Here is a 22275-nt window from a genome sequence, read left to right as displayed (position 1 = left end):
CAGCCCGTAGGAGCTGCCGAAGGCTGCGATCTTTTTGGTAACTTCAGGCCTGTAAATAGCGAAGTACCGACTCGCAAATCATCTGGCGATGGCGCTGCTTGATCGTTTCATCCGGCAAGTCGATTTGAAAAATCTCGCCAAAGGTATGACGGTTCGACACCCGGTAAAAACAGAACGAGTTGATCAGCAAATGCACGTCCAGCGGATCCAGCGCGCTGCGGAATATACCTTCCTCGGCACCGCGACGCAGAATCACGCCCAGCGAATCGAGGATCGTATTGTTCATGGCCTTGATCGCTTCGGACTGCTTCACATACTCGGCGTTGTGGATGTTCTCGATACTGACGATGCGCACAAAATCGACGTTGCGGTCATGGTGATCGAAGGTGAACTCCACCAGCCGCCGGATCGCCTCACGCGGTTCCAGCTCAGCCAGGTGCAAGCGACTTTCAGTGCTGCGGATGTCGCCGTAAAGCTTCTCCAGCACCTCGACGTAGAGCTGTTCCTTGCTACCGAAGTAGTAATAGATCATTCGTTTCGAGGTGTGGATGCGCTCGGCGATGGCATCGACACGAGCACCGGACAGGCCCTGCTGGACGAACTCGACAATGGCTTCTTGAAGAATGTTCTCGCGGGTCTTTTCCGGGTTGTTCTTGCGACTCTTGCGCGGCTCGATCAAGGGTTCGTCGGGCGCAACGGTGAGTTCTGTGGTCATTCTCATTCCGGGCTCAAGGCCATCACTGCACAGTTGGCGATTATGGGCCGCACGCTGCAGTGAAGGAAGCTTCGCCACGGCCGTTTGCCCCCTGCGCTTACGATTCTCCTACAACTTGGCGTGACGCACGCCACCGCTGCGTGATTTCGCCATCGCCGCCAGACGCACCGCGACGTTGGCCGCGCCATAACCCATGTAGCCATTCTTGCGCTGGATGATTTCGAAGAAGAAACGCCCTTCAAAGGGCTCGGTGTACACATGAAACAGCTCACCGCCCTGAGCGTCGCGGTCATACAGCACGTTGTAATAGGCGAGTTTGCTGAGAAACTCGTCATCGAAATCAAAGCGTGCTGCAAGGTCATCGTAATAGTTGAGCGGGATGTCCAGCAGCGGTACGCCGGCCTCTTTGGCGCGACTGACTTCAGCGAATATATCGTCGCAGTCAAAGGCAATGTGATGCACACCCGAGCCGCGATAACTGGACAAGGCGTGAGAGATAGCGGTGTTGCGGTTCTCGGAAATGTTCAGCGGCAAACGGATCGAGCTGCACCGGCTGCGCAGCGCGCGGCTTTTCACCAGGCCGTAAGGGTCAGGCAGCACCACTTCATCGTCGGCCTCGAAATCCAGCAGACTCTTGTAGAACAGCACCCAACTGTCGAGGCTGTCCGCCGGCAGCGCCATCGCCATGTGGTCGATCCGTTTGAGCCCGCCACCGGAGGCCACCGACGGTTGCAAGCGGAAGTCGGTGCCATAGACATCGGCGTGTTCATCCACCAGATAAATCAGGCTGCCATCCGGCGCACGGACCGCCGCCAGTTCCAGCTCATTGGGGCCGACCAGCCCGCGATAGGGTTGCCCCTTGTAGGCCACCGCTCGGGCCAGCGCGCTGGCGCTGTCCTTGACCCGCACCGCAGTCGCGCACAATGACGGCCCGTGCGCTTCAAAAAAGCTGTGGGCAAACGAATAGGGTTCAGCGTTGAGGATCAGATTGATATCGCCCTGACGCAGCAATGTGACGTTCTTGGAGCGGTGCTCACCGGCCTTGACGAAACCCAGCCGCTCCAGCCAATGCGCGAGTTTGGCGCCGAGGCTTTCGTCCACCGCGAACTCAAGAAACTCGATGCCGTCGTATTCACTGGCCGGCGGCGTGGCAAACAGAATATCCAGATTCGGCGCGGCCGTAGCGTGTTGCTGCTGCAAACGCGCTCGGGTCTTCTCTTCCAGATACAGCAAGGATCGCAGGCCATCTGCGGCGTTGGCGCGGGGTGGTGCGGCGCGGAATCCGTCATTGAAGATTTCCAGCGACAACGGCCCGGTGTAACCGCTCTGGATGATCGGAGCGAGAAAACCCGGCAAGTCGAATTCGCCCTGTCCGGGGAAGCAACGAAAATGCCGGCTCCACTCCAGCACGTCCATGGCCAGAATCGGCGCATCGGCCATTTGCACAAAGAAAATCTTCTCGCCGGGAATGTCCGCGATCGCCCGTGGATCACCCTTGAGCGACAAGGTATGAAAGCTGTCCAACAATACGCCCAGATTCGGATGATCCGCCTGGCGGACGATATTCCAGACCTGTTGATAGGTGTTCACGTGCCGCCCCCAGGCCAGCGCCTCATAACCGATCCGCAAGCCACGAGCCCCGGCGCGCTCTGCCAGCAGTCGCAGATCGTCGACCAGAATCTGCTCGTCGCCAACGCTGTCGGCCAAGGCGTTACTGCACACCAGCACCAGGTCGGTGCCCAGTTCCTGCATCAGATCAAACTTGCGCTCGGCGCGTTCGAGGTTGCGCGGCAGGCGGTCGCGGCGACAGCCTTCGAAATCACGAAAGGGTTGAAACAGGGTGATGTCGATGCCTAGGTCAGCGCACATCTGTTTAATTTCACGCGGGCTGCCGTCGTAGTACAGAAGGTCGTTCTCGAAAATCTCCACTCCATCGAAACCCGCGGCGGCAATAGCTTCAAGTTTTTCCGGCAGGGTACCGCTCAAGGAAACGGTGGCAATGGAACGCTGCATGTTTCGACTCCCGGTGGTGGGCGGTTTTTGTTAGAGATATTGCAGGCTTTCTGTAGCAGCTGCCGAAGGCGGCGTTCGGCTGCGAAGCAGTCGTGAAATCAGACGATGCGGTGAACCAGGAGGACCGTGCACTCAGGATTTACGACTGCTGCGCAGCCGAACGCAGGCTTCGCCAGCTGCTACGGGATCTCATTCGCTGGCGAAGCAAATTATTGGCTGCATGAATGATCAGAGCAATTCAAAGCGTACCAACTGGTTAGTTTACCGTGCGATTATCGAACGCAATGGTTGTTGGCGAATTGACGATTTTTCGCTCACTGCGCACCATCGACAGCACATTGCGTCCGGTCATTAACCACCGGTCGAAGTGACCAAAGACCCAGAACACACCATAAAAAATCCAAAAATCGGGTACACGCATGATTCCTTCTCAAAGTTCCATGGCCGCACGCCCTGGCGTCGCGACCGGCGGCATCGGCGACAAAATCCGCGGCGCCATGGCGGTCGGCAAAACCCGTTGGGGCATGCTGGCGCTGGTGTTTTTCGCTACCACCCTGAATTACATAGACCGCGCCGCACTGGGCGTCATGCAACCCATCCTGGCCAAGGAAATGAGCTGGACGGCGATGGACTACGCCAACATCAACTTCTGGTTTCAGGTCGGTTACGCCGTCGGTTTCGTGCTGCAAGGCCGGTTGATCGACCGGGTTGGCGTGAAGCGCGTGTTCTTCTGCGCAGTCTTGCTCTGGAGCCTGGCGACCGGCGCCCATGGTTTGGCGACCTCGGCCGTCGGCTTTATGGTTTGCCGCTTTATCCTCGGGCTGACCGAAGCCGCCAACTACCCGGCCTGCGTGAAAACCACCCGGCTGTGGTTCCCTGCCGGTGAACGTGCCGTGGCCACTGGCATCTTCAATGCCGGGACCAACGTCGGCGCGATGTTTACGCCGATGCTGTTGCCGCTGATCCTGCACGTCTGGGGCTGGCAAGCCGCGTTTTTGTGCATGTCGGCACTGGGCGGGATCTGGTTGCTGTTCTGGGGCCTGAAGTACTTCAACCCGGAAGATCACCCATCGGTGAAGCAATCGGAACTGGACTACATCCAGAAGGACGTCGAACCGGAACAAACCCGCGTACCGTTCTCACGAATCCTGCGGATGCGTGGCACCTGGGCCTTTGCCCTCGCCTACTCGATGACCGCGCCGGTGTTCTGGTTCTACCTGTACTGGCTGCCGCCGTTCCTCAATCAGCAATACAACCTGGGGATCAACGTCACGCAGATGGGTATCCCGCTGATCGTCATCTACCTGACCGCCGATTTCGGCAGCGTTGGCGGCGGCATTCTGTCTTCGCTCCTGATCGGTCGCGGGATCAACCCGATCAAGGCGCGGCTGATGTCGATGCTGCTGTTTGCCTGCTGCATCATCGGCGTGATCATGGCCGCCGGCTCCAGCAACCTGTGGGTCGCAGTGTTTGCCATCTCCCTGGCGATCGGCGCGCACCAGGCCTGGACCGCGAACATCTGGAGCCTGGTGATGGACTACACGCCCAAGCACATGATGAGCACAGTGTTCGGTTTCGGCGGGATGTGCGCTGCCATTGGCGGGATGTTCATGACCCAACTGGTCGGGCACATTCTGACGGTCACCCATAACAACTACACCGTGCTGTTCACCATGATTCCGGCGATGTACTTCATTGCGCTGACCTGGCTGTACTTCATGGCACCGCGCAAGATTCCGAACCACGCCAGCCACGCATGCCCGGAGGCGGTGTAGCCTTTCATCCGGCATAGTCTGACGATCGGGCTGGCGACTATCTCTCTCACCAGCAACACTCATCACTATGCTCAAAGAGAGGACTCCCACATGCAAACCTTGCTCGGCGTATCTGCCAAGATCCAGGCCGCACGCCAACAGGGCCAGGTCAGTCAATGCGCTACCTTCGCGACGAAGAACCTCTAAATGCACACGCGCTGGCTGCTGGTATTCGCTCTGTTGTTCGGCAGCGCCAACCTTCTGGCTGCCGAGCATGGGGTCAAGGTCATCAGCCCTGGTCGCCTGAATCTGGGCGACTCCGAGCTGGCGGTTGGCGTGAGCCAATCATCACCGCAGATTCAGCGTGTACTGATCGTGATTCATGGGCGCTTGCGCAACGCTGAAACCTACCGCCAGAGCGCGGAAAAAGCCGCCGAGCAGGCCGGACAAAGCGCGACCACCCTGGTGATCGCGCCGCAGTTTCTTAATGAGAGCGACATCGCACGCCATCAACTGCCCGACAGCCTGCTGCACTGGCGCGGCGATGACTGGATGGCCGGCGACCTGTCCATCGGACCGAATCCGCTGAGTTCCTTTGCGGTGCTCGACAAGATTCTGGAGCGCCTGAGCGATCGCCAGCAGTTTCCAACCCTGAAAGAAATCGTCATCGCCGGCCACTCTGGTGGCGCGCAAGTGGTGCAACGTTATGCACTGCTCGGCCACGATCAGCCAGCACTGCAATCGGCAGGCGTCAGCGTGCGCTACGTGATCGCCAACCCGTCGTCGTATGCGTATTTCGATGAGCAGCGACCGGTGCCATTCAATGTTGCGCATTGCCCAGGTTTCAATGACTGGAAGTACGGACTGCTCAAGCTGCCGGACTACGCCAATGGGCAAACGGCGCAGCAACTGGAACAAGGCTACGTACAGCGCAACATCACCTATTTGCTGGGCCAGCGAGACACCAACCCGCATCATCCGGCACTGGACAGAAGTTGCGCCGCCGAGACGCAGGGCGCGTCTCGGCTGGTTCGTGGGCATCAGTACGTTGACTACCTACAGCAGCGCCATCCCGAAGGTCTGAATCAGCGGCTGATCGAAGTGCCCGGTGTCGGGCATAACGGGGACAAAATGTTCACCTCGCCCGAGGGGCAGAAGGCGTTGTTTCAATAACGTCAAAAGATCGTCCGAACGCGGCCCGAACCTTCGGCAGCTCCTACGTAGGAGCTGCCGCAGGCTGCGATCTTTTGATTTTAAGCCGACAGCATCTGCCGCAATTCCACACAATCCTGCGCATGCCAGTCGGCCAATTCCGGCCATGGATTCTCCGGCAAATTCACCAGCACCGTCCGTGCCCCCGCCGCGCGCCCGCAATCCAGGTCAAAGCGATAATCGCCGACCATCACCAACTCGCTCGGCGCTACGTCCCAAGCCTCGGCCAGTTTCAGCAGACCACCCGGATGAGGTTTGGGCGGCGCCTCATCACGGCCCAGTACATCCTCTGCTGCAAAACAGTCAGCCAGGCCGATCGCCTCAAGCGTGACATGGGCCAGCTCGCGAGCATTACGCGTGAGAATACCGAGACGATAGCCGCGCCCGGCCAGCTCACGCACCAGTTCCACGGCACCGGGTGCCGGTTTGGAGCCCAGTGCCAGGTCCCGTTCATGCTCCAGCAACCAGGCGTGTTTCGCCGCGGCTTCATCGGCCGGCAGCGCCGCGAGGTGGGTGAGGATGTCGTGTTCAGCGGGAATCGCCAGCGCCTGGCGAATCGCCACGAAATCGTGCACGGCAACGGTCAGCGTGCCGTCCATGTCGAACACCCAGTGCCGCACTTCGGAGAGACTCATGCCCAATCCTTGCGATGACGAATCAGGCCTTCCTGCGTCACCGACGCCACCAGTTTGCCTGCGCGGTTGAACACACTGCCGCGTGAAAAGCCGCGAGAATTGCCGGCCCATGGACTGTCCATGGCGTAAAGCAGCCAGTCATCGGCGCGCAGGTCGGCGTGGAACCACAGCGCGTGGTCAAGGCTGGCGACTTGCATATCTTTCTGCCAGACCGACTTGCCGTGCGGCAGCAGCGAGGTGACCAGTAAACCGAAGTCAGAAGCGTAGGCCAGCAGGTATTTGTGCAGCGCTGGCGAGTCGGCCAACGTACCGTCGGCTCGGAACCAGACGTACTGGACCGGATCTGTCGGTTGCGGGTTGTAGGGGTCTTTTTTCGTCACCGGGCGAAACTCGATCGGCTTCGGGCACAGCAGCTTGTCGCGCATGTGCTCGGGAATCAAATGCGCGCGTTGCTGGGTGATTTCCAGCTCCGACGGCAGATTTTCCGGGCCCACCACGTGCGGCATCGCGCTCTGGTGATCGAAGCCTTCTTCGTCGTACTGGAACGACGCGCTGCAGGTGAAGATCGGGTTGCCCTTCTGGATTGCCGTCACGCGGCGGGTGCTGAAGCTGCCGCCATCACGCACCCGATCCACCTGATAGACCACCGGCAAACCCGCGTCGCCCGGGCGCAGGAAATAACCGTGCATCGAGTGCACATGGCGCGATTCTTCGACCGTCTGGCTGGCTGCGGAAAGGGACTGGCCCAACACCTGACCGCCGAACAGCTGACGAAAACCCAGGTCTTGGCTGCGGCCGCGAAACAGGTTTTCTTCGATCGGTTCCAGGGTCAACAAGTCGACCAGATCATCCAACACATGGCTCATTCAGACTCTCCTCACACAGAGCAATGCCGCGCAGTCTTGGCTGCGGCGGTCGATTCAAATAGTGGCCAGGGCCAACCATGAGCCCATTGTAAACATCTTATCCATGCAAGGTTTCCAACCATTGCTCACGGGTAATGCGGTACAGCACATGATGACGCAACGGATCATCACGCCCGACCCTTGGGTGTTCGAAATCCGCCGACGGGTCGTGATGCATGCCAATGGCCTGCATGACTTTCTGTGAAGGCAGGTTGGCCTCGGTGGTAAACGCCACGATGTCGTCCAGCGCCAAACGGTCAAAGCCGCAACGCAAAGCAGTCCAGGCGGCTTCACTGGCGTAACCCAGCCCCCAATGCTCGCGAGCCAGACGCCAGCCGATTTCGGTGGCCGGCGTGAAAGAAGCCTCGAACCCGACCACCGCCAATCCGGTAAAACCGATGAACGCACCGGTGTCCTTGCGCTCCAGCGCCCACAGGCCGTAACCGTGCTCAGCGAAATGACCACGGATTCGCCCGATCAATGCAGCGCTTTCCAGACGGCTCAAGGGTACCGGGAAATAGCGCATGACCTGCGGGTCGGCGCACATCTCCGCAAACGCCGGCAAATCCTCGTCACGCCATTGGCGCATCAGCAGCCGCGCGCTCTCTAGTTCCAGTATCGGCTCCATCGTTCCCCCTCCGTTCCCCTGCAAACAAGTCTACATCGCTGGTAGGATCCTTCACTCATTCACTCCATGAAATCGCCATGTCGCTGCCGCTGATTTACCACGAAGACTACAGCCCCGAGTTCCCGGCGGAACATCGCTTTCCCATGGACAAGTTCCGACTGCTGCGCGATCACCTGGTGGACAGTGGCCTGACCGCTGATCACCAATTGCTGCGCCCGGAAATCTGCCCGACCGAGATTCTCGCCCTCGCCCATGACCCTGCGTACATCGAACGTTATATGGGCGGCGAGTTGTCCCGCGAAGACCAGCGGCGTCTCGGCCTGCCGTGGAACGAAGCACTGGCCCGACGCACCGTACGTGCGGTCGGCGGTTCGTTGCTGGCCGCCGAACAGGCACTGGAACACGGTATGGCCTGCCATCTGGCCGGCGGCACCCATCACGCCCATTACGATCACCCGGCGGGCTTCTGCATCTTCAATGACCTGGCGGTAATCAGCCATTATCTGCTGGAAAGCGGCCGGGTCGGTCGGGTACTGATCTTCGATTGCGACGTGCACCAAGGCGATGGGACGGCACGCATACTGGAACATACCCCGGACGCGGTGACGGTTTCCCTTCATTGCGAAAAGAACTTTCCCGCACGCAAGGCCAAAAGCGACTGGGACATTCCGCTGCCCATGGGCATGGGCGACGAGGATTACCTGAAAGTGGTCGATGACGCGCTGAATTACCTGCTGCCGCTCTATCAGCCCGACCTGGTGTTGTATGACGCCGGTGTCGATGTGCATAAAGACGACGCGCTGGGCTACCTGAAACTGACCGATGAAGGCGTCGCCGCCCGCGATGAAAGCGTACTGCGCCATTGCCTGGGGCGCGACATTCCGGTGGTGGGGGTGATCGGCGGCGGCTACAGCAAGGACCGCCAGGCCCTGGCGCGACGGCATGGCATTCTCCATCACAGCGCGCAACGGGTCTGGCAGTCATCAGGTTGTCATTGAGGTGTGGATGCTTTACCCACAATGCCTGTGGAACGGCCTGTGGATAACCTGAGTGAAAGGGCCTACAGACCATAGCGCGTATACCCTGCAAGCCATTGAGCATTTTTTAACCAGAAAAAAGCACTTCTCGTAGGAGCTGGCGTAGCCTGCGATCTTTTGATCTTGAGATCCCGCGACCAACGAAACGTCAAACGATCGCAGGCTACGCCAGCTCCTACGGACCGGCGCGGGGCTGCCAAAGGCTGCACTCCTGATAGAATGCCCGCCCTATTCCGCCGAACCGCAGCTCACGCCATGACCCAGTCCCCCGCCAGCCTCCCTCATCACGTCGCCATCATCGGCGGCGGCCCCGCCGGCCTGATGGCCGCCGAGGTGCTGAGCCAGGCCGGGGTCAAGGTCGATCTGTACGATGGCATGCCCTCGGTGGGCCGCAAGTTCCTGCTGGCCGGTGTCGGCGGCATGAACATCACCCATTCCGAAGCCTACCCGGCGTTTCTGTCGCGCTATGCCGAACGCGCCGCGCACATAGCTCCGTTGCTGCGCGAATTCGGCGCTGAAGCCTTGTGCCAATGGATTCATGGCTTGGGTATCGAGACCTTTATCGGCAGCTCTGGTCGCGTGTTTCCGACCGACATGAAGGCCGCCCCGCTACTGCGCGCCTGGCTCAAACGCCTGCGCGATGCCGGCGTCGTTATCCACACCCGCCACCGCTGGTTGGGCTGGAACGCTGATGGCAGCCTGCGTATCGATAGCCCCGAGGGTGAGAAGGCAATCAGCGCCGATGCGCTGTTACTGGCGCTGGGTGGCGGCAGCTGGTCCCGATTGGGCTCGGATGGCGCCTGGATGCGGCCACTTGCACAATACGGAGTTGCCCTGGCGCCGCTGCAACCGAGCAATTGTGGTTTCGAGGTGAAGGCCTGGAGCGAGCTGATGGTCAGCAAATTCGCCGGGGCCCCGCTGAAAAATATCGCCATTGGCCTCAACGATGATGTGCCGCGACTCGGCGAATGCGTGATCACTGCCACCGGCATCGAAGGCAGTTTGATTTACGCGTTGTCGGCACCGATCCGCGAGGCCATCAATCAAACCGGCTCGGCAACGGTTCACCTCGACCTGCTGCCCGGCAGGCCTGTGGATAAAATCCAGGTGGCGCTCAGCAAACCCCGCGGCTCACGCTCCGTGGCCAAACACTTGCACAGCCAACTCGGCCTTGACGGGGTCAAAGCTGCACTGTTGCGCGAGCTGACACCCGCCGAATGCTTCGCTGACCCGTTGTTACTGGCCAGCGCAATCAAGGCCTTGCCCCTGACGCTGGTCAATACCCGCCCATTGGACGAAGCCATCAGCAGCGCCGGCGGCGTGACGTTCGAGGCAATGACTGAAAACCTGATGCTCAAGCAGCTACCCGGCGTGTTCTGCGCAGGGGAAATGCTCGATTGGGAAGCGCCGACAGGTGGCTATCTACTGACTGCGTGTTTCGCCAGTGGGCGAACGGCGGGGTTGGGGATGGTGGAGTGGCTGAACCACCGACACTGATCGCTCCCACGCGGGAGCATGGGAACGATCATCGTCGGAGCTTAAGGCTTACGCTTACGCGGCCCGGTATTAAACACCGGCACTTTGCGCACAGGTTTGACCGAAGGCTCCGGCGCCGAAGCATCACCGCTTTCCACCCACTTGCCGAGGTTGCGTTTGCCGCCACCGGAGACTTTTGGCTTCTTCGGCTTTTTCGGTTTCTTGACCACTTGGCCGCTGGCATCGGTGTCCGGCACGCGGTGTTCAGGCTCGAAGTCCTGCTCCATATGGCGGGTCAAGGTCTGACGCGTCAGCATCTCGATGGCCGACAGCTGATTCACTTCATCGGCACACACCAGCGAAATCGCCTCACCAGTCGCGCCCGCACGGCCGGTCCGACCGATACGGTGGATGTAGTCCTCGGCAACGATCGGCAGGTCGAAGTTCACCACCAGTGGCAAGTCTTCGATATCCAGACCTCGGGCCGCAACGTCGGTGGCCACCAGAATCTGCACTTCGCTGGCCTTGAAACGGTCCAGTGCGCGTTGGCGAGTGGCTTGTGGTTTGTCGCCGTGGATACCGTCAGCATTCACGCCCAGGCCCTGAAGCTTCTCCACCAGCGCATCCACGCCGTTCCGGGTCTTGGCAAACACCAGCACCTGTTTCCAGCGGTTTTTGCGCAACAAGTGAATGAACAACTCGGCCTTGCGTTTCTTGTCGACCGTGACCACCCATTGCTTGACGGTGTTGGCAGCCACGTTACGCGGGCTGACTTCGATGCTCAGTGGATCATTGAGCATTTGTCCGGCCAACTCGCGAATCGCGTCGGAGAAGGTCGCGGAGAACAGCAGCGTCTGACGCTTTTTCGGCAGTGCCTTGTAAATGTTCGCCAGCTCTTCAGAGAAACCCAGATCGAGCATGCGGTCGGCTTCGTCCAGCACCAGGGTTTGCAGTTGGTTGAACTTCAGCGCGTTCTGCCGAAACAGATCCAGCAGACGACCGGGTGTGGCCACCAGCAAGTCGACACCTTTGCGCAGCTTCATCATTTGCGGGTTGATGCTGACGCCGCCGTACACCGCGTAAGTGCTCAGCGGCAGGTTTTCAGCGTACTGACGCACGCTTTCATGAACCTGCTCGGCCAGCTCGCGGGTGGGCACCAGGATCAGCGCACGTACCGAGTTACTGGTGACTTTCGGTCCTTCCATGGCCAGCAACTGCAGCAACGGCACGGCGAAGCCGGCGGTCTTGCCGGTGCCGGTCTGGGCCGCAGCCATCAGGTCACGACCGGCCAGCACCGCCGGAATGGCTTGCGTCTGCACCGGGGTCGGAGTCTGGTAACCGAGCGTCTCAAGGGCGCGCAGCAAGGGTTCGATCAGGCCAAGAGTGGCGAAAGTCATGGGAATACCGTAGGAAAAATCAGCGCGAGTGTGCAATGGCGCGCAGTTTACCCTAATTCACACGGGATTCTGTCGGCACCAAGACACCAGGCCGCTCAGGAGCACGGCGCCACTGCGGCAGACCGATCAACACCACGGCACTGATGATCACCGCCATCGCCAAAGCCTCTGCGATACCGATGCGTTCACCGGCAAAAACGATCCCCAACAACACCGCCACTGCCGGGTTGACATAGGCATAACTGGTGGCCGCCGCCGGGCGGACGTTTTTCAGCAAGTACATGTAGGCGTTAAAGGCAACGATCGAGCCGAACACCACCAGGTACATCATCGCGAGCCAACCCTCGAGCGGCGGCAGACTTTCCAAGTGTTCGCCAGTCAGCGCGCTGCCGATCAACAGCACCACGCCGCCGACAAGCATTTGCGCCGCACTGGACATCGCGCCCTGAGGCAGTGGCAAATGTTTGCTCCAAACCGAACCAAACGCCCAGGCTGCTGCCGCACCAATCAGCAATACAGCTCCCAAAGGGCTCGATTGCAGATTGGAGCCCAGATTGAGCATGGCGATACCGATCAGCCCCAGCACAATCCCCGCCCATTCCAGACGGGTATTTCGCGCCCCCCAGAAATACCCGCAGAGCAAGGTAAACAACGGCACCGTCGCCACCGCCAATGCCGCAACGCCAGAGGCCACACCCGTGTGCTCAGCCATGCTGACCGCGCCGTTGCCAAAACTGAGCAACAAAATCCCGATTATCCCCGCAGCCTTCCACTGCGGCCAGGTCGGCGCTGGCACCCCGCGCCAGCGCAGGAAGGCGTACATCAGCGTCCCGCCGACAATAAAACGAATGCCACCAAGCATCAGTGGCGGCCAGTACTGCACACCGATGCGAATCACCAGGTAGGTCGATCCCCAGATCACGTACAGCGCAAAAAAGGCACCCACCAGCGGTAATGGGAAACGGCGTAGACCTGGCATGGGACGCTCTAAGGCAGGACAGATGAGCGTTATTTTAGAAAGCCGACAGACGGAACTTAAGTTACAAATCCTGTTTATAAGGCCGGTACACTTTTCAAAGCACCACTGCGTCAGCAGTTGGGCCAGTTGGTGACGTTAAAAGATCGCAGCCTGCGGCAGCTCCTACATGGGAATGCGTTTGGCGTAGGAGCTGCCGCAGGCTGCGATCTTTTGATTTCAAAAACCGCGATGGCGCTTGAGGTGTTCGTTGATCTTCGCCGCTGGCACCTTCTGCAAGCTGCACAGCAGATCGTGGGACAACTCGCGCAAGCCGTGTTTTTGCAGCAGTTCCTGCTCCAGGTGCGCGGTAAGATTCGCCGCCATTTCGGCATCGGCCATGGCCCGGTGAGCCTGACCGGTGTGGGGCAATTGGGCGAAGGTGGTGAGGGTGCCGAGTTTGTGGTTCGGCGCGGCCGGCATCAGGCGGCGGGCGAGTAACAGCGAACAGGCAAAGTTCTGCAAGCGTGTGCGTTTGATCCGTCCCATCTCGTAATCCCAGAACTTCTGGTCGAAGGCTGCGTTGTGGGCCAGCAGAGGCGTGATACCAACGAATTCGTTGACCTCATTCATCACCTGCTCGGCGGTCGGCGCGGTACGCAGCATGGCGTTACTGATGCCCGTCAGTTGTTCGATGAAGGCCGGCACTCGCACGCCGGCGTTCATCAGGCTTTGGTAACGGTCGACAATGCGCCCCTGTTCAAGTATCACCACGGCAATTTCCGTGGCCCGGCAGCTGCTGCTCGGGGATATCCCGGTGGTTTCAAAGTCGATGACGGCTATGCGTTCCAAACCTGTTCCTTGCGTTCAATAATCAGTTTTTAAGCAGCAATGCGCCTTCGATCGGCACGTAACGGCTGGCAGCGCGAATCAGCGAGTTGGCGGTGAGCCCCGGCACGCCATAGGCGACCGCTTCGACACCGTGCTTGGCGATGATCCGCTCCAGCAACATGTCGAAATCACCGTCACCCGAGGCCAGCACCACTTCGTCGACGTGATCGGCGGCGTCCATGATGTCGAGGGTGATGCCCACGTCCCAGTCGCCCTTGGCCGAGCCGTCGCTGCGCTGGATGTAGGGCTTGAGCTTCACGATGAAGCCCAGGTTGCGCAGGATCTGCTGGAATTGCTGCTGCTTGCTGTCGCCGCGATCGATGGCGTAGGCATAGGCCTCGACGATCTGCCCGCGCTGACTGATGTCAGCCCACAGGGCGGCGTAGTTGAAATGACAACCGTAGGCCTGGCGCACGGTGTAATAGAGATTTTGGACATCGGCGAACACTGCGATCTTCTTCACCGCACATCCTCATGGCGCACACAAGCGCAGGCGATTGATCAGACCCAAGGTCCGAAAGTCGCCCAGTATGCCAGTCAGAAGGATTTTTCCGCGAATAATCAGTCCGGGGCGCTACCAGGCCCCGGACGAATGGCGTATCAGACGAAGGAGTCGTCGTCATCACCGCCGAAGAATGAGCTGTCGTCGCTGTCGCTGAGGCCGCCCTGGTCGTTATTGCTCCAGGAATCGTTGTTGGCCAGACGCTGGTCGTCATTGCCCCAGCCGCTGTTGTCATTCACTTGAGCCGGCTCTTCCTTGATGACTTCAACGATTTCCTGCGGCTGCTGATTGCTGTGGAACAGGCTGCTGATGCCCTGTGCCAGCATCACGCCACCCGCCACGCCCGCTGCGGTTTTCAAGGCACCACCGAGGAAACTGCTGCCGGCTGCCGGCGCCTGCTGCGGGGCGGCGTAGTTCTGTTGGGGTGCACCAAAGTTTTGTTGCGGGGCACCAAAGCCCTGCTGTGGCGCGCCATAGTTTTGTGGCGGTGGCGCAGAAGGTCGCGCCGGTTCACGCCAGCCGCCGCTCGACGCTGGCGCGCTCTGGGCCGGTGCAGGCTGTGGATCACGGGAGCCGCCGCCGAAGATGCTCGACAGGAAACCACCGCCGCTGTTGCTCGGCGCCGGTGCCGCGCCCTGGGCCTTGGCTTGTTGCAGTTCGGCTTGCAGTTGCTGAATTTGCTGGGTGAGCTGTTTGTTTTGCTCGTCGAGGCTCTTGATCGCCGCCTCTTGCACCAGAATCGCCTGAGTCATGAAATAGCCCGCTGCTGGCTGGCGGCTCAGGTGTTCCTTGATCCTCGCCTCGGCCAGAGCATCGCGCGGGGCTGAATCCGTCTCGGCCTGTTGCAGCCGGGAAAACAGTCCATCGATCAGGGTTTGTTCTTCGCTGTTCATGGCGACCTCATAGATTGCCGGAAAATCATGGCCCTTTTCCCTTATGGAGAAGGTGCTCACTAGTTATGGGGGTGTTACTGGTTGTTTCAATGGCCTTTACCGAACGTTTACGTTTGCTCGACTGCCGGTCGCATCGGTTACAGTGTCGACATACTTTGCAACCTGCGATAGCGACCGATGAATCCGTTAGACGTACTCCGCGACTCTTTGTACTTTTTCCAGCGCAACCTGGGCCGCATCGTGCCGCTATGTCTGCCTTTGGTGGTGCTCGAAGCCCTGCTTCAGCAACTGGTCGACCATTCTCAGGGGCCAGATGCCTTTCCCGGCTATAGCGTGATTGTCGGGTTGCTGGTGTATCCGCTGTACACCGCCGCGCTGATCCTGTTTCTCGATGCCCGCAGCCGTGGCGAATCGCCGCGCACCCTGGACCTGTTGTCGGCGTCAGTCAGCCTGTGGCCGCGCTTCGCTCTGCTGACGGCGGTCAACACCCTGCTGATTCTGGTGGGGTTGTCGCTGTATTTCCTGCCGGGCATATGGCTGATGGTGATGCTCGCCTTTGCCGAGTACCTGCTGGTGCTGCGCAATATGCAGCCGCTACAGGCCATCAGGGAAAGCATGCGTCTGGCCCGTGGCAATTTCCTGCGCATCCTGCTGTGCATTCTCTGCGTGATGGGCCCGCTGTGGATGCTGAAAGGCGCGAGCATGGCCATCTATCCGGAGCCGCAGAACCCGGCGCTGTCGCTGATCATCGAAAGTGCCCACAGCTTTCTGCAACTGTTCACCAGCGTGGTGCTGTTTCGGCTGTTCATGTTGATCAGCGACGCACCTGACAAAACCGAAGGAAGCGCCTGACCGCTCTACCCTTGGGGTCCGGGCCCGCCTCGGTTATGCTCGGGCTCAACTTTGTAACGCCATAAGCCGAGCCATGACCCGTCTACTGCGCTACACCCTGCTGGGCCTGCTGATTCTCATCGGCTTGCTGCTTTCAATGCTCTACAGCCTGACCTGGCGCCCCGATGCCAAGGAAACGCTACCCGTCAGTTGCGGCACCAGCGCCCCCACGCTGGTGCCGGGGCAGGCGCTAAAGGTGATGACCTGGAACGTCCAGTACCTGGCGGGTAAACGCTATGTGTTCTGGAATGACCAGGCCCAAGGCCCCGACGAAAGTCCGACCCCGGATGACATGGCCTTCAGTCTCGACGAAGTGGCACGGGTGATCCGCGATGAGCAGCCAGACCTGGTCCTGCTGCAGGAACTGGATGACGGCGCCAAGGCCAGCGACTACCAAAACCAGCTCAAGCTGCTGCAGGAACGCCTGGCCGACCTCTACCCTTGCAGCACTCACGCCTTCGACTGGAAGGCCGACTTCATTCCAGAGCCGCACATTTTCGGCAGCGTTGGCCGGCAATTGGCGACCTTGAGCCGCTACCAGATCGAACATGCCGAACGCCTGCAACTGCCCGAGGCACCGCTCAACTTCGTCAGCCAGCAGTTTCAACCCAAAAATGCCCTGCTGGTGAGTTACTTGCCGCTGCGCGATGGCGGGCAAATGGCGGTGCTCAACACTCATCTCGATCGGGCGATCCAGCCTGATGAGACGCAGCAAACCAAAGTGGCGGCAGTCGCCAAGGTACTCGACAAGTACGAAGGTCACGGCACGCCATGGCTGATCGGTGGCGACTTCAATCTATTGCCGCTGGGCCAGTATCAACGCCTCGCACCCGAGCAACGCAGACCCTACTCCGCCGACAGCGCGCTGCATGTGCTATGGGACAAGTACCCGATGATCCCAACCAACAACGAGGCCAGCGGTGTCGATCGGGACCAGTGGTTGACCCACTACCCTAACGACCCCGGCCTCAACGGCCCGGATCGCACCGTCGACTATTTGTTCTACAGCCCGCGGATCAAACGGCTGGAAGCCGCGGTGCGACAGGACGACACGTTGCGCATCTCCGATCACTTGCCGGTGATTGCGCGGTTTCTGCTCCCGCCCGCCCCGTAGATCTGCGGTGTTTGGAAAAAGATCGCAGCCTTCGGCAGCTCCGAATGTTCGTGATCCCAAGGAGCTGCCGCAGCCTGCGATCTTTTGATCTTCAGCTTTTACGCGGTTTGGCCCGCGCTGTGGCCTCGGCCACCAATGGGTCATCCGGCCAGTAATGTTTCGGGTAGCGTCCCTTGAGGTCCTTCTTCACCTCGGCATACGTACTGCGCCAGAAGTTCGCCAGATCCTGGGTGACCTGCACCGGTCGGCGTGCCGGTGATAACAAATGCAGTTTGACCACCTGCCGGCCGCCGGCAATGCGCGGGGTTTCGGCCAAGCCGAACAACTCCTGCAAACGCACCGCGAGAATCGGCGGCTGTTCGCTGTAATCGAGACGAATCGACGAACCGGAAGGCACGCTCAGATGATGGGGGGCTTGCTCATCGAGGCGTTGCGGCAATGGCCACCGCAGCAGGTTATGCACAAAGCTCGACACGTCCAGACTGGCGAAATGGCTGAGCCGCGAAACCCGACCCAAATACGGCATCAACCAATGTTCCAGGCTGGCCAGCAACGCCGCGTCGCTGACGTCCGGCCACTCACTCTCGTCCTGCTTGCTCAGATCCAGCTGGCGCAGCAATGCCACTCGCGCCTGCCACTGACGCAGCTCCGGCGTCCACGGCAACAGCTCCAGCCCTTTGCGGCGCACCAGATTGACCAACGCCTGGCTGCGCGCGGTTTCATCGAGGCCGGTCAGCGGCTCGCGGCTGAGCACCAGTTCGCCTACCTTGCGCTGTCGCTCGGCCCGCAGCACGCCTTCGCGTTCGTCCCAATCGAGCTGGTCGACGCAGCGCACCTGCTCCGCCAACACCGAATCGAACAGCGCCGGATCAAAATCCGCCGCCAGATAAATCCGTTCTTCGCGTTGCCCCTGACGACTGCCCAGATCGGCGATCACCAGCCAGGGTTGTTTCATCAGGCTGTCGGCCTCGGCGAACAACGCCGCACGACCGTTGGCCAGACGATACTCCGCACCACCGGCGCGGCGCTGCTGGGCAACCCGATCAGGATAGGCCAGCGCCAGCAACGCGCCGAGCCAGCGCGGATGCTCCGGATCGTTGACCGGTTCTTCGGCTTTGCCACGCAGATAACCGCGGTATTGCCGGGCCAATTGCCGCGCCCGCTGCACGCCACCTTGAGCACCCCGCGCCGCCCGTTCTTCGCCGGACAACAGCACCAGACGACTGTGCAAGTCCGCACCGGCGCCGCGCAAAATATCCCGTTCACCGAGCAACGCGGCGACATCGCAGGCCATATTCGCCAGCCCCAACGCCTGGCCACGCAGTAACAAATGCGCGATACGCGGATGGGCCGGCAGCTCGGCCATGGCCTGGCCGTGACGAGTGAGTTTCCAGTCTTCAGCGGACGAACCCTGCACAGCACCAAGGCGTTCGAGCAAGTCCTGCGCCTGTGCATAAGCCGCCGCCGGGGGTACATCGAGCCAGACCAACTGCCCAGGCAGAACACCCCAACGCCCGAGCTGCAAGGCCAGCCCGGCAAGGTCTGCCGAGAGAATTTCCGGGCTGGCATAGGCCGCCAGTTGTTCGTGCTGATCCTGCGACCACAGCCGATAACACACACCCGGTTCCAACCGTCCTGCGCGGCCGGCACGCTGGGTGGCGCTGGCGCGGGAGATGCGCTGGGTGTCGAGACGGGTCATGCCGCTGCCGGGGTCAAAACGCGGCACTCGCGCCAGCCCGGCATCGATGACCACCCGCACGCCATTGATGGTCAAACTGGTCTCGGCGATGTTAGTGGCCAGCACCACTTTGCGTTGGCCGGGTGGCGCCGGGTCAATAGCCGCGCGTTGCGCCGCCAGATCGAGCTCGCCATGCAACGGGCAGAGCAGCACCTCAGAGCGCTCGCCCAGGGCGTCGGCCAACTGCTGATGCACACGACGGATTTCGGCCTGCCCGGGAAGGAACACCAACAGGCTGCCCGCTTCATCATTCAAGGCGTCGAGAATGGTCTGCAGCAGTCGCGGCTCGATGAATTCACCCGGCTGAAACGGTCGCCCCCAACGCATCGTCACCGGGTACATGCGACCTTCGCTGCGCAGGATCGGCGCGTCATTCAGCAGACCGGCCAAGCGCTCGCCTTCAAGCGTCGCCGACATCAACAGAATCTTCAGCGGCTGCTCATCACGAAACAACTCACGCCCATTCAGGCTCAGGGCCAGCGCGAGGTCAGCATCGAGGCTACGCTCGTGGTATTCGTCAAAAATCAGCAGACCTACGCCATCCAGCGCCGGGTCCTCCTGCAAGCGACGAGTGAGGATGCCTTCGGTGACCACTTCGATGCGCGTGTTCGGTCCAACCTTACTGTCCAGACGAATCCGGTATCCGACTGTTTCACCGACTTTCTCGCCGAGCTCGCTGGCCAACCGTTCGGCCGCCGCCCGCGCTGCCAGCCGACGCGGCTCAAGCATGAGAATGGTTTGCCCGGCCAGCCATGGCTCATTCAACATCGCCAACGGCACGCGGGTGGTTTTGCCGGCGCCGGGTGGTGCTTCGAGCACGGCTTCGTGGCGTGTCGCCAAGGCTTCACGCAGCGCGGGTAAAACTTCATCAATTGGCAAAGAAATCATGCTGGCTCCAAAGCAGAGCCGCGAGTATAACGGCGAACTGCTTGAGGTTAATCACGGTCCTAATTCAGACCGACGACGTTTCGTTTCATGTTTGCTCAGGAGATTTACCATGCGTACTCCATTTCGCCTGATTGGCGGTGTATTGGTTGCGACCCTGCTGACCCAAGTGACCGCTTGCGGTTCGATTTTCTACCCGGATCGCCGTGGCCAGATCGACGGCAAGATCGACCCGGCGATTGCCGCGCTCGATGCCGTGGGCCTGCTGTTCTATATCATTCCCGGGCTGATCGCACTCGCCGTAGACTTCACCACCGGCGCGATTTATTTCGAACCGGGTAAAACCGCACAAGTGGCACCCGAGAAACTCCGGCAAGCCATCGATGCCGACGGCAAGGTCGATAACCACAAGCTGCAGGCCATTCTCGAAAGCGAACTGGGCCGCAGCGTCCCGCTGGATGACCCGCGCCTGATCCAGCACAAGGGCAGCGTTCAGCAACTGGCCATGCTCGGCCTGCAACCCGCCGCTTGAAGGAAACGCTCCACCTATGACCAGCAGCCCGGAACACGCTCGCCTGTTACGCCTCGCCACCCGCGCCTCCGTGGCGGTGGCGAGCATACTCATTGTCGCCAAGGCCATTGCCTGGTGGCTGAGCGGATCGGTGAGCATGCTTGCCGGGCTGACGGACTCGGCACTCGACGGCGTGACATCGCTGCTCAATCTGTTGGCGGTGCATTACGCGTTGCGCCCGGCCGATGACGATCACCGCTACGGGCACGGCAAGGCGGAATCCTTGTCGGGCATGGCCCAGGCACTGTTCATCGGAGGCAGCGCGGTATTGATCGCGTATCAGGCATTCGAGCGCCTGAAACACCCGGAACCGGTAGGCGCGCCGTGGATCAGCATCGGCGTGATTATTTTTTCCCTCGCCCTGACCCTGGCGCTGCTGATGCTGCAACACCGGGTAATCCGTGAAACCGGCTCCAACGCGGTGCGCGCCGACTCGCTGCATTACCGTTCCGACATGATGCTCAACGGCAGCATTCTGGTGGCGTTGGTACTGGCCGGTTTTGGCTGGCATCAAGTCGATGCCTGGTTCGGCTTGGGGATCGCCGCCTACATTCTGTGGAGTGCGATACAAATCGCCCGGGAAAGCTTTGCGGTGTTGATGGATGAAGAACTGCCGCCAGACGTCAGCCAGCACATGCTTGAACTCGCGTGCGGCGTGCCCGGTGTACTCGGCGCCCACGACTTGCGCACGCGGATCTCCGGCAGCCACTGGTTCGTGCAGTTGCATCTGGAGTTGCCGGGAGAGCTGACGCTGTCAGTCGCGCACGGCATCAGCGATCAAGCGGCGGATGCCATTCACACTGCTTACCCGCGGGCCGAAGTGCTGGTGCACGCCGACCCGCAGGAAGTGGTGAAGGCTGCCCGGGATCAGTAACTGACCTGATAACCGCGTGAGCTCAGGCAGTTGCCCTCGGCCTGGCGGTAAGTCTGTACCACTTGGGGTGCCGGCTGATAGGTCACGGTTCGTGGATCAAAGCCGCTCTGCTGGACCGCCCAGCGATAGCAATCGTAACCATCCTGAGCGACCTGCTCGGGCGACTGACCGTTGGCCGGGTACGCCGTCACGTCATAACCACTGCTGGTCGGTTGTGGTTGCGGCTGCGGCTGCGGGTTGCCTACCGGAGGCTCAATCACGACGTAATCCTGAGTGTTCTCCTCATAGGTGTAGTACGCACCTGCCGCCAGAAACATCAGCGCGCCACCGATCCAGACCTCCTGAGCGTACTCAGGCAGATACCTCACACGGATCCCGCGAGGCGGTTGAACCACCACATAACGCGGCCCCTGTGGGCGATACCAATAGCCATCGGAGTAGAAATAATCCTGCCCACGGTAGGGCACACGGTCGTGGCGTTCAGGGAAGCGGTCGATCATATAACCCGGCCGATATCGCGGACCATCGCCCCAGCCATTGCCATGTCCTTCCGGACGTCCTGGCCAGCGACGGTCATCCCGATGGTCATCATGACCACCGCCCTGCCAATGCGGGTTGTTATCGTTGCGTCGTGGAACGTCCTGATAGTAGCCACGCTGTGGCTCCTGGGTTTGGCGAACAGTGTCCGGGCGCCCCTGGATCGGCAGGTTGTTCGCCGGCGCAGGTCGGCCCTGATTCTGCCCGTTGTGTTCAAACTGCCGACTGTTGTCGCCGTGAATGACTTCATTCTGCGGACGTGGCTGATTGTTTTGGGGACGTGGCGGGTTGTACTCGACGCGAGGTTGATTGTTTTGCGGGTGCTGCTGGTTGCTTTCCACGCGAGGCGGATTGTTTTCGGGGCGCGGTTGATTGTTCCCCTGATGACCTTCGCCGCCACGCTCGTGCTGACCACCATCATTTTTGTGTTGCTGTTGCTGTTGCTCTCTATGAAGGAGCTCCTCTCCTCCCTGACCTTCTGCCAGCAATGGCGCGCTGACACTCACACACAACACTCCAACACCTGCCATACGCCAGATGCGCGACTTCATGCTATTCCTCACTGCGGGTCATGACCTGTACATAAGACTGGAAAAGCACAGGCCGGTTCAGCAACAGGTTATCAGTCACGAAACTTATTTTGCAGGCCAAA

Annotated in this window: 21 protein-coding genes; 8 read left to right on the top strand and 13 right to left on the bottom strand. The window is 60.4% G+C overall.

Annotated elements, in window-relative coordinates:
• Nucleotides 1-43: 43 nt before the first annotated feature.
• From BLL42_RS17465 to BLL42_RS30055, 3 genes are all read right to left on the bottom strand, one after another.
• Nucleotides 44-721 carry a TetR/AcrR family transcriptional regulator gene (locus BLL42_RS17465; protein ID WP_071553197.1) on the bottom strand — a complete coding sequence of 226 codons (678 nt, stop codon included), beginning with the start codon at nt 719-721 and terminating at the stop codon, nt 44-46.
• 102 nt (nt 722-823) lie between these two features.
• The gene (gene quiC, locus BLL42_RS17460; protein WP_071553196.1) at nt 824-2728 is read right to left on the bottom strand and encodes a 3-dehydroshikimate dehydratase QuiC; all 1905 of its coding nucleotides are present in this window, start codon (nt 2726-2728) and stop codon (nt 824-826) included.
• 256 nt (nt 2729-2984) lie between these two features.
• The gene (locus tag BLL42_RS30055) at nt 2985-3149 is read right to left on the bottom strand and encodes a hypothetical protein (RefSeq protein ID WP_161492349.1); all 165 of its coding nucleotides are present in this window, start codon (nt 3147-3149) and stop codon (nt 2985-2987) included.
• On the opposite strand from BLL42_RS30055, the gene BLL42_RS17455 reads away from it, so the two are divergent.
• Both BLL42_RS17455 and BLL42_RS17450 read left to right on the top strand, forming a co-directional pair.
• Nucleotides 3148-4503 (top strand): MFS transporter, encoded by a 1356-nt coding sequence (locus BLL42_RS17455; RefSeq protein ID WP_071553195.1) that lies wholly within the window; start codon nt 3148-3150, stop codon nt 4501-4503. The two genes, BLL42_RS30055 and BLL42_RS17455, sit on opposite strands and share 2 nt — an antisense overlap.
• Before the next feature lie 186 nt (nt 4504-4689).
• On the top strand, nt 4690-5655 hold the full coding sequence (locus tag BLL42_RS17450; RefSeq protein WP_071553194.1) for a hypothetical protein: 966 nt from the start codon (nt 4690-4692) through the stop codon (nt 5653-5655).
• A gap of 80 nt (nt 5656-5735) precedes the next feature.
• On the opposite strand, the gene BLL42_RS17445 is transcribed toward BLL42_RS17450, so the two are convergent.
• From BLL42_RS17445 to BLL42_RS17435, 3 genes are all read right to left on the bottom strand, one after another.
• The gene (locus BLL42_RS17445) at nt 5736-6329 is read right to left on the bottom strand and encodes an HAD family hydrolase (protein ID WP_071553193.1); all 594 of its coding nucleotides are present in this window, start codon (nt 6327-6329) and stop codon (nt 5736-5738) included.
• Entirely contained in the window at nt 6326-7195 is an 870-nt protein-coding gene (tesB, locus tag BLL42_RS17440; RefSeq protein WP_071553192.1) for an acyl-CoA thioesterase II, read from the bottom strand. Before tesB ends, BLL42_RS17445 begins: the two co-directional genes overlap by 4 nt.
• Nucleotides 7196-7292: 97 nt before the next feature.
• Nucleotides 7293-7862, bottom strand: coding sequence for a GNAT family N-acetyltransferase (locus BLL42_RS17435; RefSeq protein WP_071553191.1), 570 nt, complete (start codon nt 7860-7862; stop codon nt 7293-7295).
• Nucleotides 7863-7939: 77 nt separating this feature from the next.
• On the opposite strand from BLL42_RS17435, the gene BLL42_RS17430 reads away from it, so the two are divergent.
• Nucleotides 7940-8860: a histone deacetylase family protein gene (locus BLL42_RS17430; RefSeq protein WP_071553190.1), complete on the top strand. Its 921-nt coding sequence runs from the start codon at nt 7940-7942 to the stop codon at nt 8858-8860.
• 294 nt (nt 8861-9154) lie between these two features.
• A complete protein-coding gene (locus tag BLL42_RS17425) occupies nt 9155-10396 on the top strand; it encodes a TIGR03862 family flavoprotein (RefSeq protein WP_174553334.1) in 1242 nt (413 codons plus the stop codon).
• A 41-nt stretch (nt 10397-10437) separates the two neighbouring features.
• Here the strand turns inward: BLL42_RS17425 and rhlE1 are convergent, their stop codons facing one another.
• The 5 genes from rhlE1 to BLL42_RS17400 all read right to left on the bottom strand — a co-directional run bounded on the left by rhlE1 (nt 10438) and on the right by BLL42_RS17400 (nt 15013).
• Nucleotides 10438-11772, bottom strand: a complete 1335-nt coding sequence (gene rhlE1 / locus BLL42_RS17420; RefSeq protein ID WP_071553188.1) for an RNA helicase RhlE1 — start codon at nt 11770-11772, stop codon at nt 10438-10440.
• 52 nt (nt 11773-11824) lie between these two features.
• Nucleotides 11825-12751: a drug/metabolite exporter YedA gene (gene yedA, locus BLL42_RS17415; protein ID WP_071553187.1), complete on the bottom strand. Its 927-nt coding sequence runs from the start codon at nt 12749-12751 to the stop codon at nt 11825-11827.
• 216 nt (nt 12752-12967) lie between these two features.
• Nucleotides 12968-13579, bottom strand: coding sequence for a 3'-5' exonuclease (locus tag BLL42_RS17410; RefSeq protein ID WP_071553186.1), 612 nt, complete (start codon nt 13577-13579; stop codon nt 12968-12970).
• Between the two features lie 22 nt (nt 13580-13601).
• A complete protein-coding gene (locus tag BLL42_RS17405; protein WP_071553185.1) occupies nt 13602-14081 on the bottom strand; it encodes a LabA-like NYN domain-containing protein in 480 nt (159 codons plus the stop codon).
• Between the two features lie 137 nt (nt 14082-14218).
• Nucleotides 14219-15013, bottom strand: a complete 795-nt coding sequence (locus BLL42_RS17400) for a DUF2076 domain-containing protein (RefSeq protein WP_071553184.1) — start codon at nt 15011-15013, stop codon at nt 14219-14221.
• 177 nt (nt 15014-15190) lie between these two features.
• On the opposite strand from BLL42_RS17400, the gene BLL42_RS17395 reads away from it, so the two are divergent.
• Both BLL42_RS17395 and BLL42_RS17390 read left to right on the top strand, forming a co-directional pair.
• A complete protein-coding gene (locus BLL42_RS17395; protein ID WP_071553183.1) occupies nt 15191-15865 on the top strand; it encodes a YciC family protein in 675 nt (224 codons plus the stop codon).
• Nucleotides 15866-15938: 73 nt separating this feature from the next.
• A complete protein-coding gene (locus BLL42_RS17390; protein WP_071553182.1) occupies nt 15939-17018 on the top strand; it encodes an endonuclease/exonuclease/phosphatase family protein in 1080 nt (359 codons plus the stop codon).
• Nucleotides 17019-17109: 91 nt separating this feature from the next.
• Here BLL42_RS17390 and hrpB read toward each other — a convergent pair whose 3' ends face one another.
• Nucleotides 17110-19644 carry an ATP-dependent helicase HrpB gene (hrpB, locus tag BLL42_RS17385; RefSeq protein WP_071553181.1) on the bottom strand — a complete coding sequence of 845 codons (2535 nt, stop codon included), beginning with the start codon at nt 19642-19644 and terminating at the stop codon, nt 17110-17112.
• A gap of 109 nt (nt 19645-19753) precedes the next feature.
• Between hrpB and pmcY the strand changes: the two genes are divergently transcribed.
• Nucleotides 19754-20173: a periplasmic Zn2+ metallochaperone PmcY gene (gene pmcY, locus BLL42_RS17380; protein WP_071553180.1), complete on the top strand. Its 420-nt coding sequence runs from the start codon at nt 19754-19756 to the stop codon at nt 20171-20173.
• 16 nt (nt 20174-20189) lie between these two features.
• The gene (locus tag BLL42_RS17375) at nt 20190-21086 is read left to right on the top strand and encodes a cation diffusion facilitator family transporter (protein WP_071553179.1); all 897 of its coding nucleotides are present in this window, start codon (nt 20190-20192) and stop codon (nt 21084-21086) included.
• Here BLL42_RS17375 and BLL42_RS17370 read toward each other — a convergent pair.
• Nucleotides 21080-22174, bottom strand: coding sequence for a DUF6515 family protein (locus tag BLL42_RS17370; RefSeq protein ID WP_071553178.1), 1095 nt, complete (start codon nt 22172-22174; stop codon nt 21080-21082). The genes BLL42_RS17375 and BLL42_RS17370 overlap by 7 nt on opposite strands.
• Nucleotides 22175-22275: the final 101 nt, after the last annotated feature.

Source organism: Pseudomonas frederiksbergensis (genome assembly GCF_001874645.1).
Taxonomy (GTDB): Bacteria; Pseudomonadota; Gammaproteobacteria; order Pseudomonadales; family Pseudomonadaceae; genus Aquipseudomonas; species Aquipseudomonas frederiksbergensis_B.
Note: the sequence above shows the minus strand (reverse complement) of the source record. Positions and strands in the feature narration are given on the sequence as shown.

Bases quoted from the DNA above. Each gene is read 5' to 3' on its own strand.
- BLL42_RS17400 (WP_071553184.1), bottom strand. From the start codon at position 15,013: ATGAACAGCGAAGAACAAACCCTGATCGATGGACTGTTTTCCCGGCTG.
- rhlE1 (WP_071553188.1), bottom strand. From the start codon at position 11,772: ATGACTTTCGCCACTCTTGGCCTGATCGAACCCTTGCTGCGCGCCCTT.
- hrpB (WP_071553181.1), bottom strand. From the start codon at position 19,644: ATGATTTCTTTGCCAATTGATGAAGTTTTACCCGCGCTGCGTGAAGCC.
- BLL42_RS17375 (WP_071553179.1), top strand. From the start codon at position 20,190: ATGACCAGCAGCCCGGAACACGCTCGCCTGTTACGCCTCGCCACCCGC.
- yedA (WP_071553187.1), bottom strand. From the start codon at position 12,751: ATGCCAGGTCTACGCCGTTTCCCATTACCGCTGGTGGGTGCCTTTTTT.
- BLL42_RS17370 (WP_071553178.1), bottom strand. From the start codon at position 22,174: ATGAAGTCGCGCATCTGGCGTATGGCAGGTGTTGGAGTGTTGTGTGTG.
- BLL42_RS17430 (WP_071553190.1), top strand. From the start codon at position 7,940: ATGTCGCTGCCGCTGATTTACCACGAAGACTACAGCCCCGAGTTCCCG.
- pmcY (WP_071553180.1), top strand. From the start codon at position 19,754: ATGCGTACTCCATTTCGCCTGATTGGCGGTGTATTGGTTGCGACCCTG.
- BLL42_RS17390 (WP_071553182.1), top strand. From the start codon at position 15,939: ATGACCCGTCTACTGCGCTACACCCTGCTGGGCCTGCTGATTCTCATC.
- BLL42_RS17395 (WP_071553183.1), top strand. From the start codon at position 15,191: ATGAATCCGTTAGACGTACTCCGCGACTCTTTGTACTTTTTCCAGCGC.
- BLL42_RS17450 (WP_071553194.1), top strand. From the start codon at position 4,690: ATGCACACGCGCTGGCTGCTGGTATTCGCTCTGTTGTTCGGCAGCGCC.
- quiC (WP_071553196.1), bottom strand. From the start codon at position 2,728: ATGCAGCGTTCCATTGCCACCGTTTCCTTGAGCGGTACCCTGCCGGAA.
- BLL42_RS17445 (WP_071553193.1), bottom strand. From the start codon at position 6,329: ATGAGTCTCTCCGAAGTGCGGCACTGGGTGTTCGACATGGACGGCACG.
- BLL42_RS17425 (WP_174553334.1), top strand. From the start codon at position 9,155: ATGACCCAGTCCCCCGCCAGCCTCCCTCATCACGTCGCCATCATCGGC.
- BLL42_RS17465 (WP_071553197.1), bottom strand. From the start codon at position 721: ATGAGAATGACCACAGAACTCACCGTTGCGCCCGACGAACCCTTGATC.
- BLL42_RS30055 (WP_161492349.1), bottom strand. From the start codon at position 3,149: ATGCGTGTACCCGATTTTTGGATTTTTTATGGTGTGTTCTGGGTCTTT.
- BLL42_RS17455 (WP_071553195.1), top strand. From the start codon at position 3,148: ATGATTCCTTCTCAAAGTTCCATGGCCGCACGCCCTGGCGTCGCGACC.
- tesB (WP_071553192.1), bottom strand. From the start codon at position 7,195: ATGAGCCATGTGTTGGATGATCTGGTCGACTTGTTGACCCTGGAACCG.
- BLL42_RS17435 (WP_071553191.1), bottom strand. From the start codon at position 7,862: ATGGAGCCGATACTGGAACTAGAGAGCGCGCGGCTGCTGATGCGCCAA.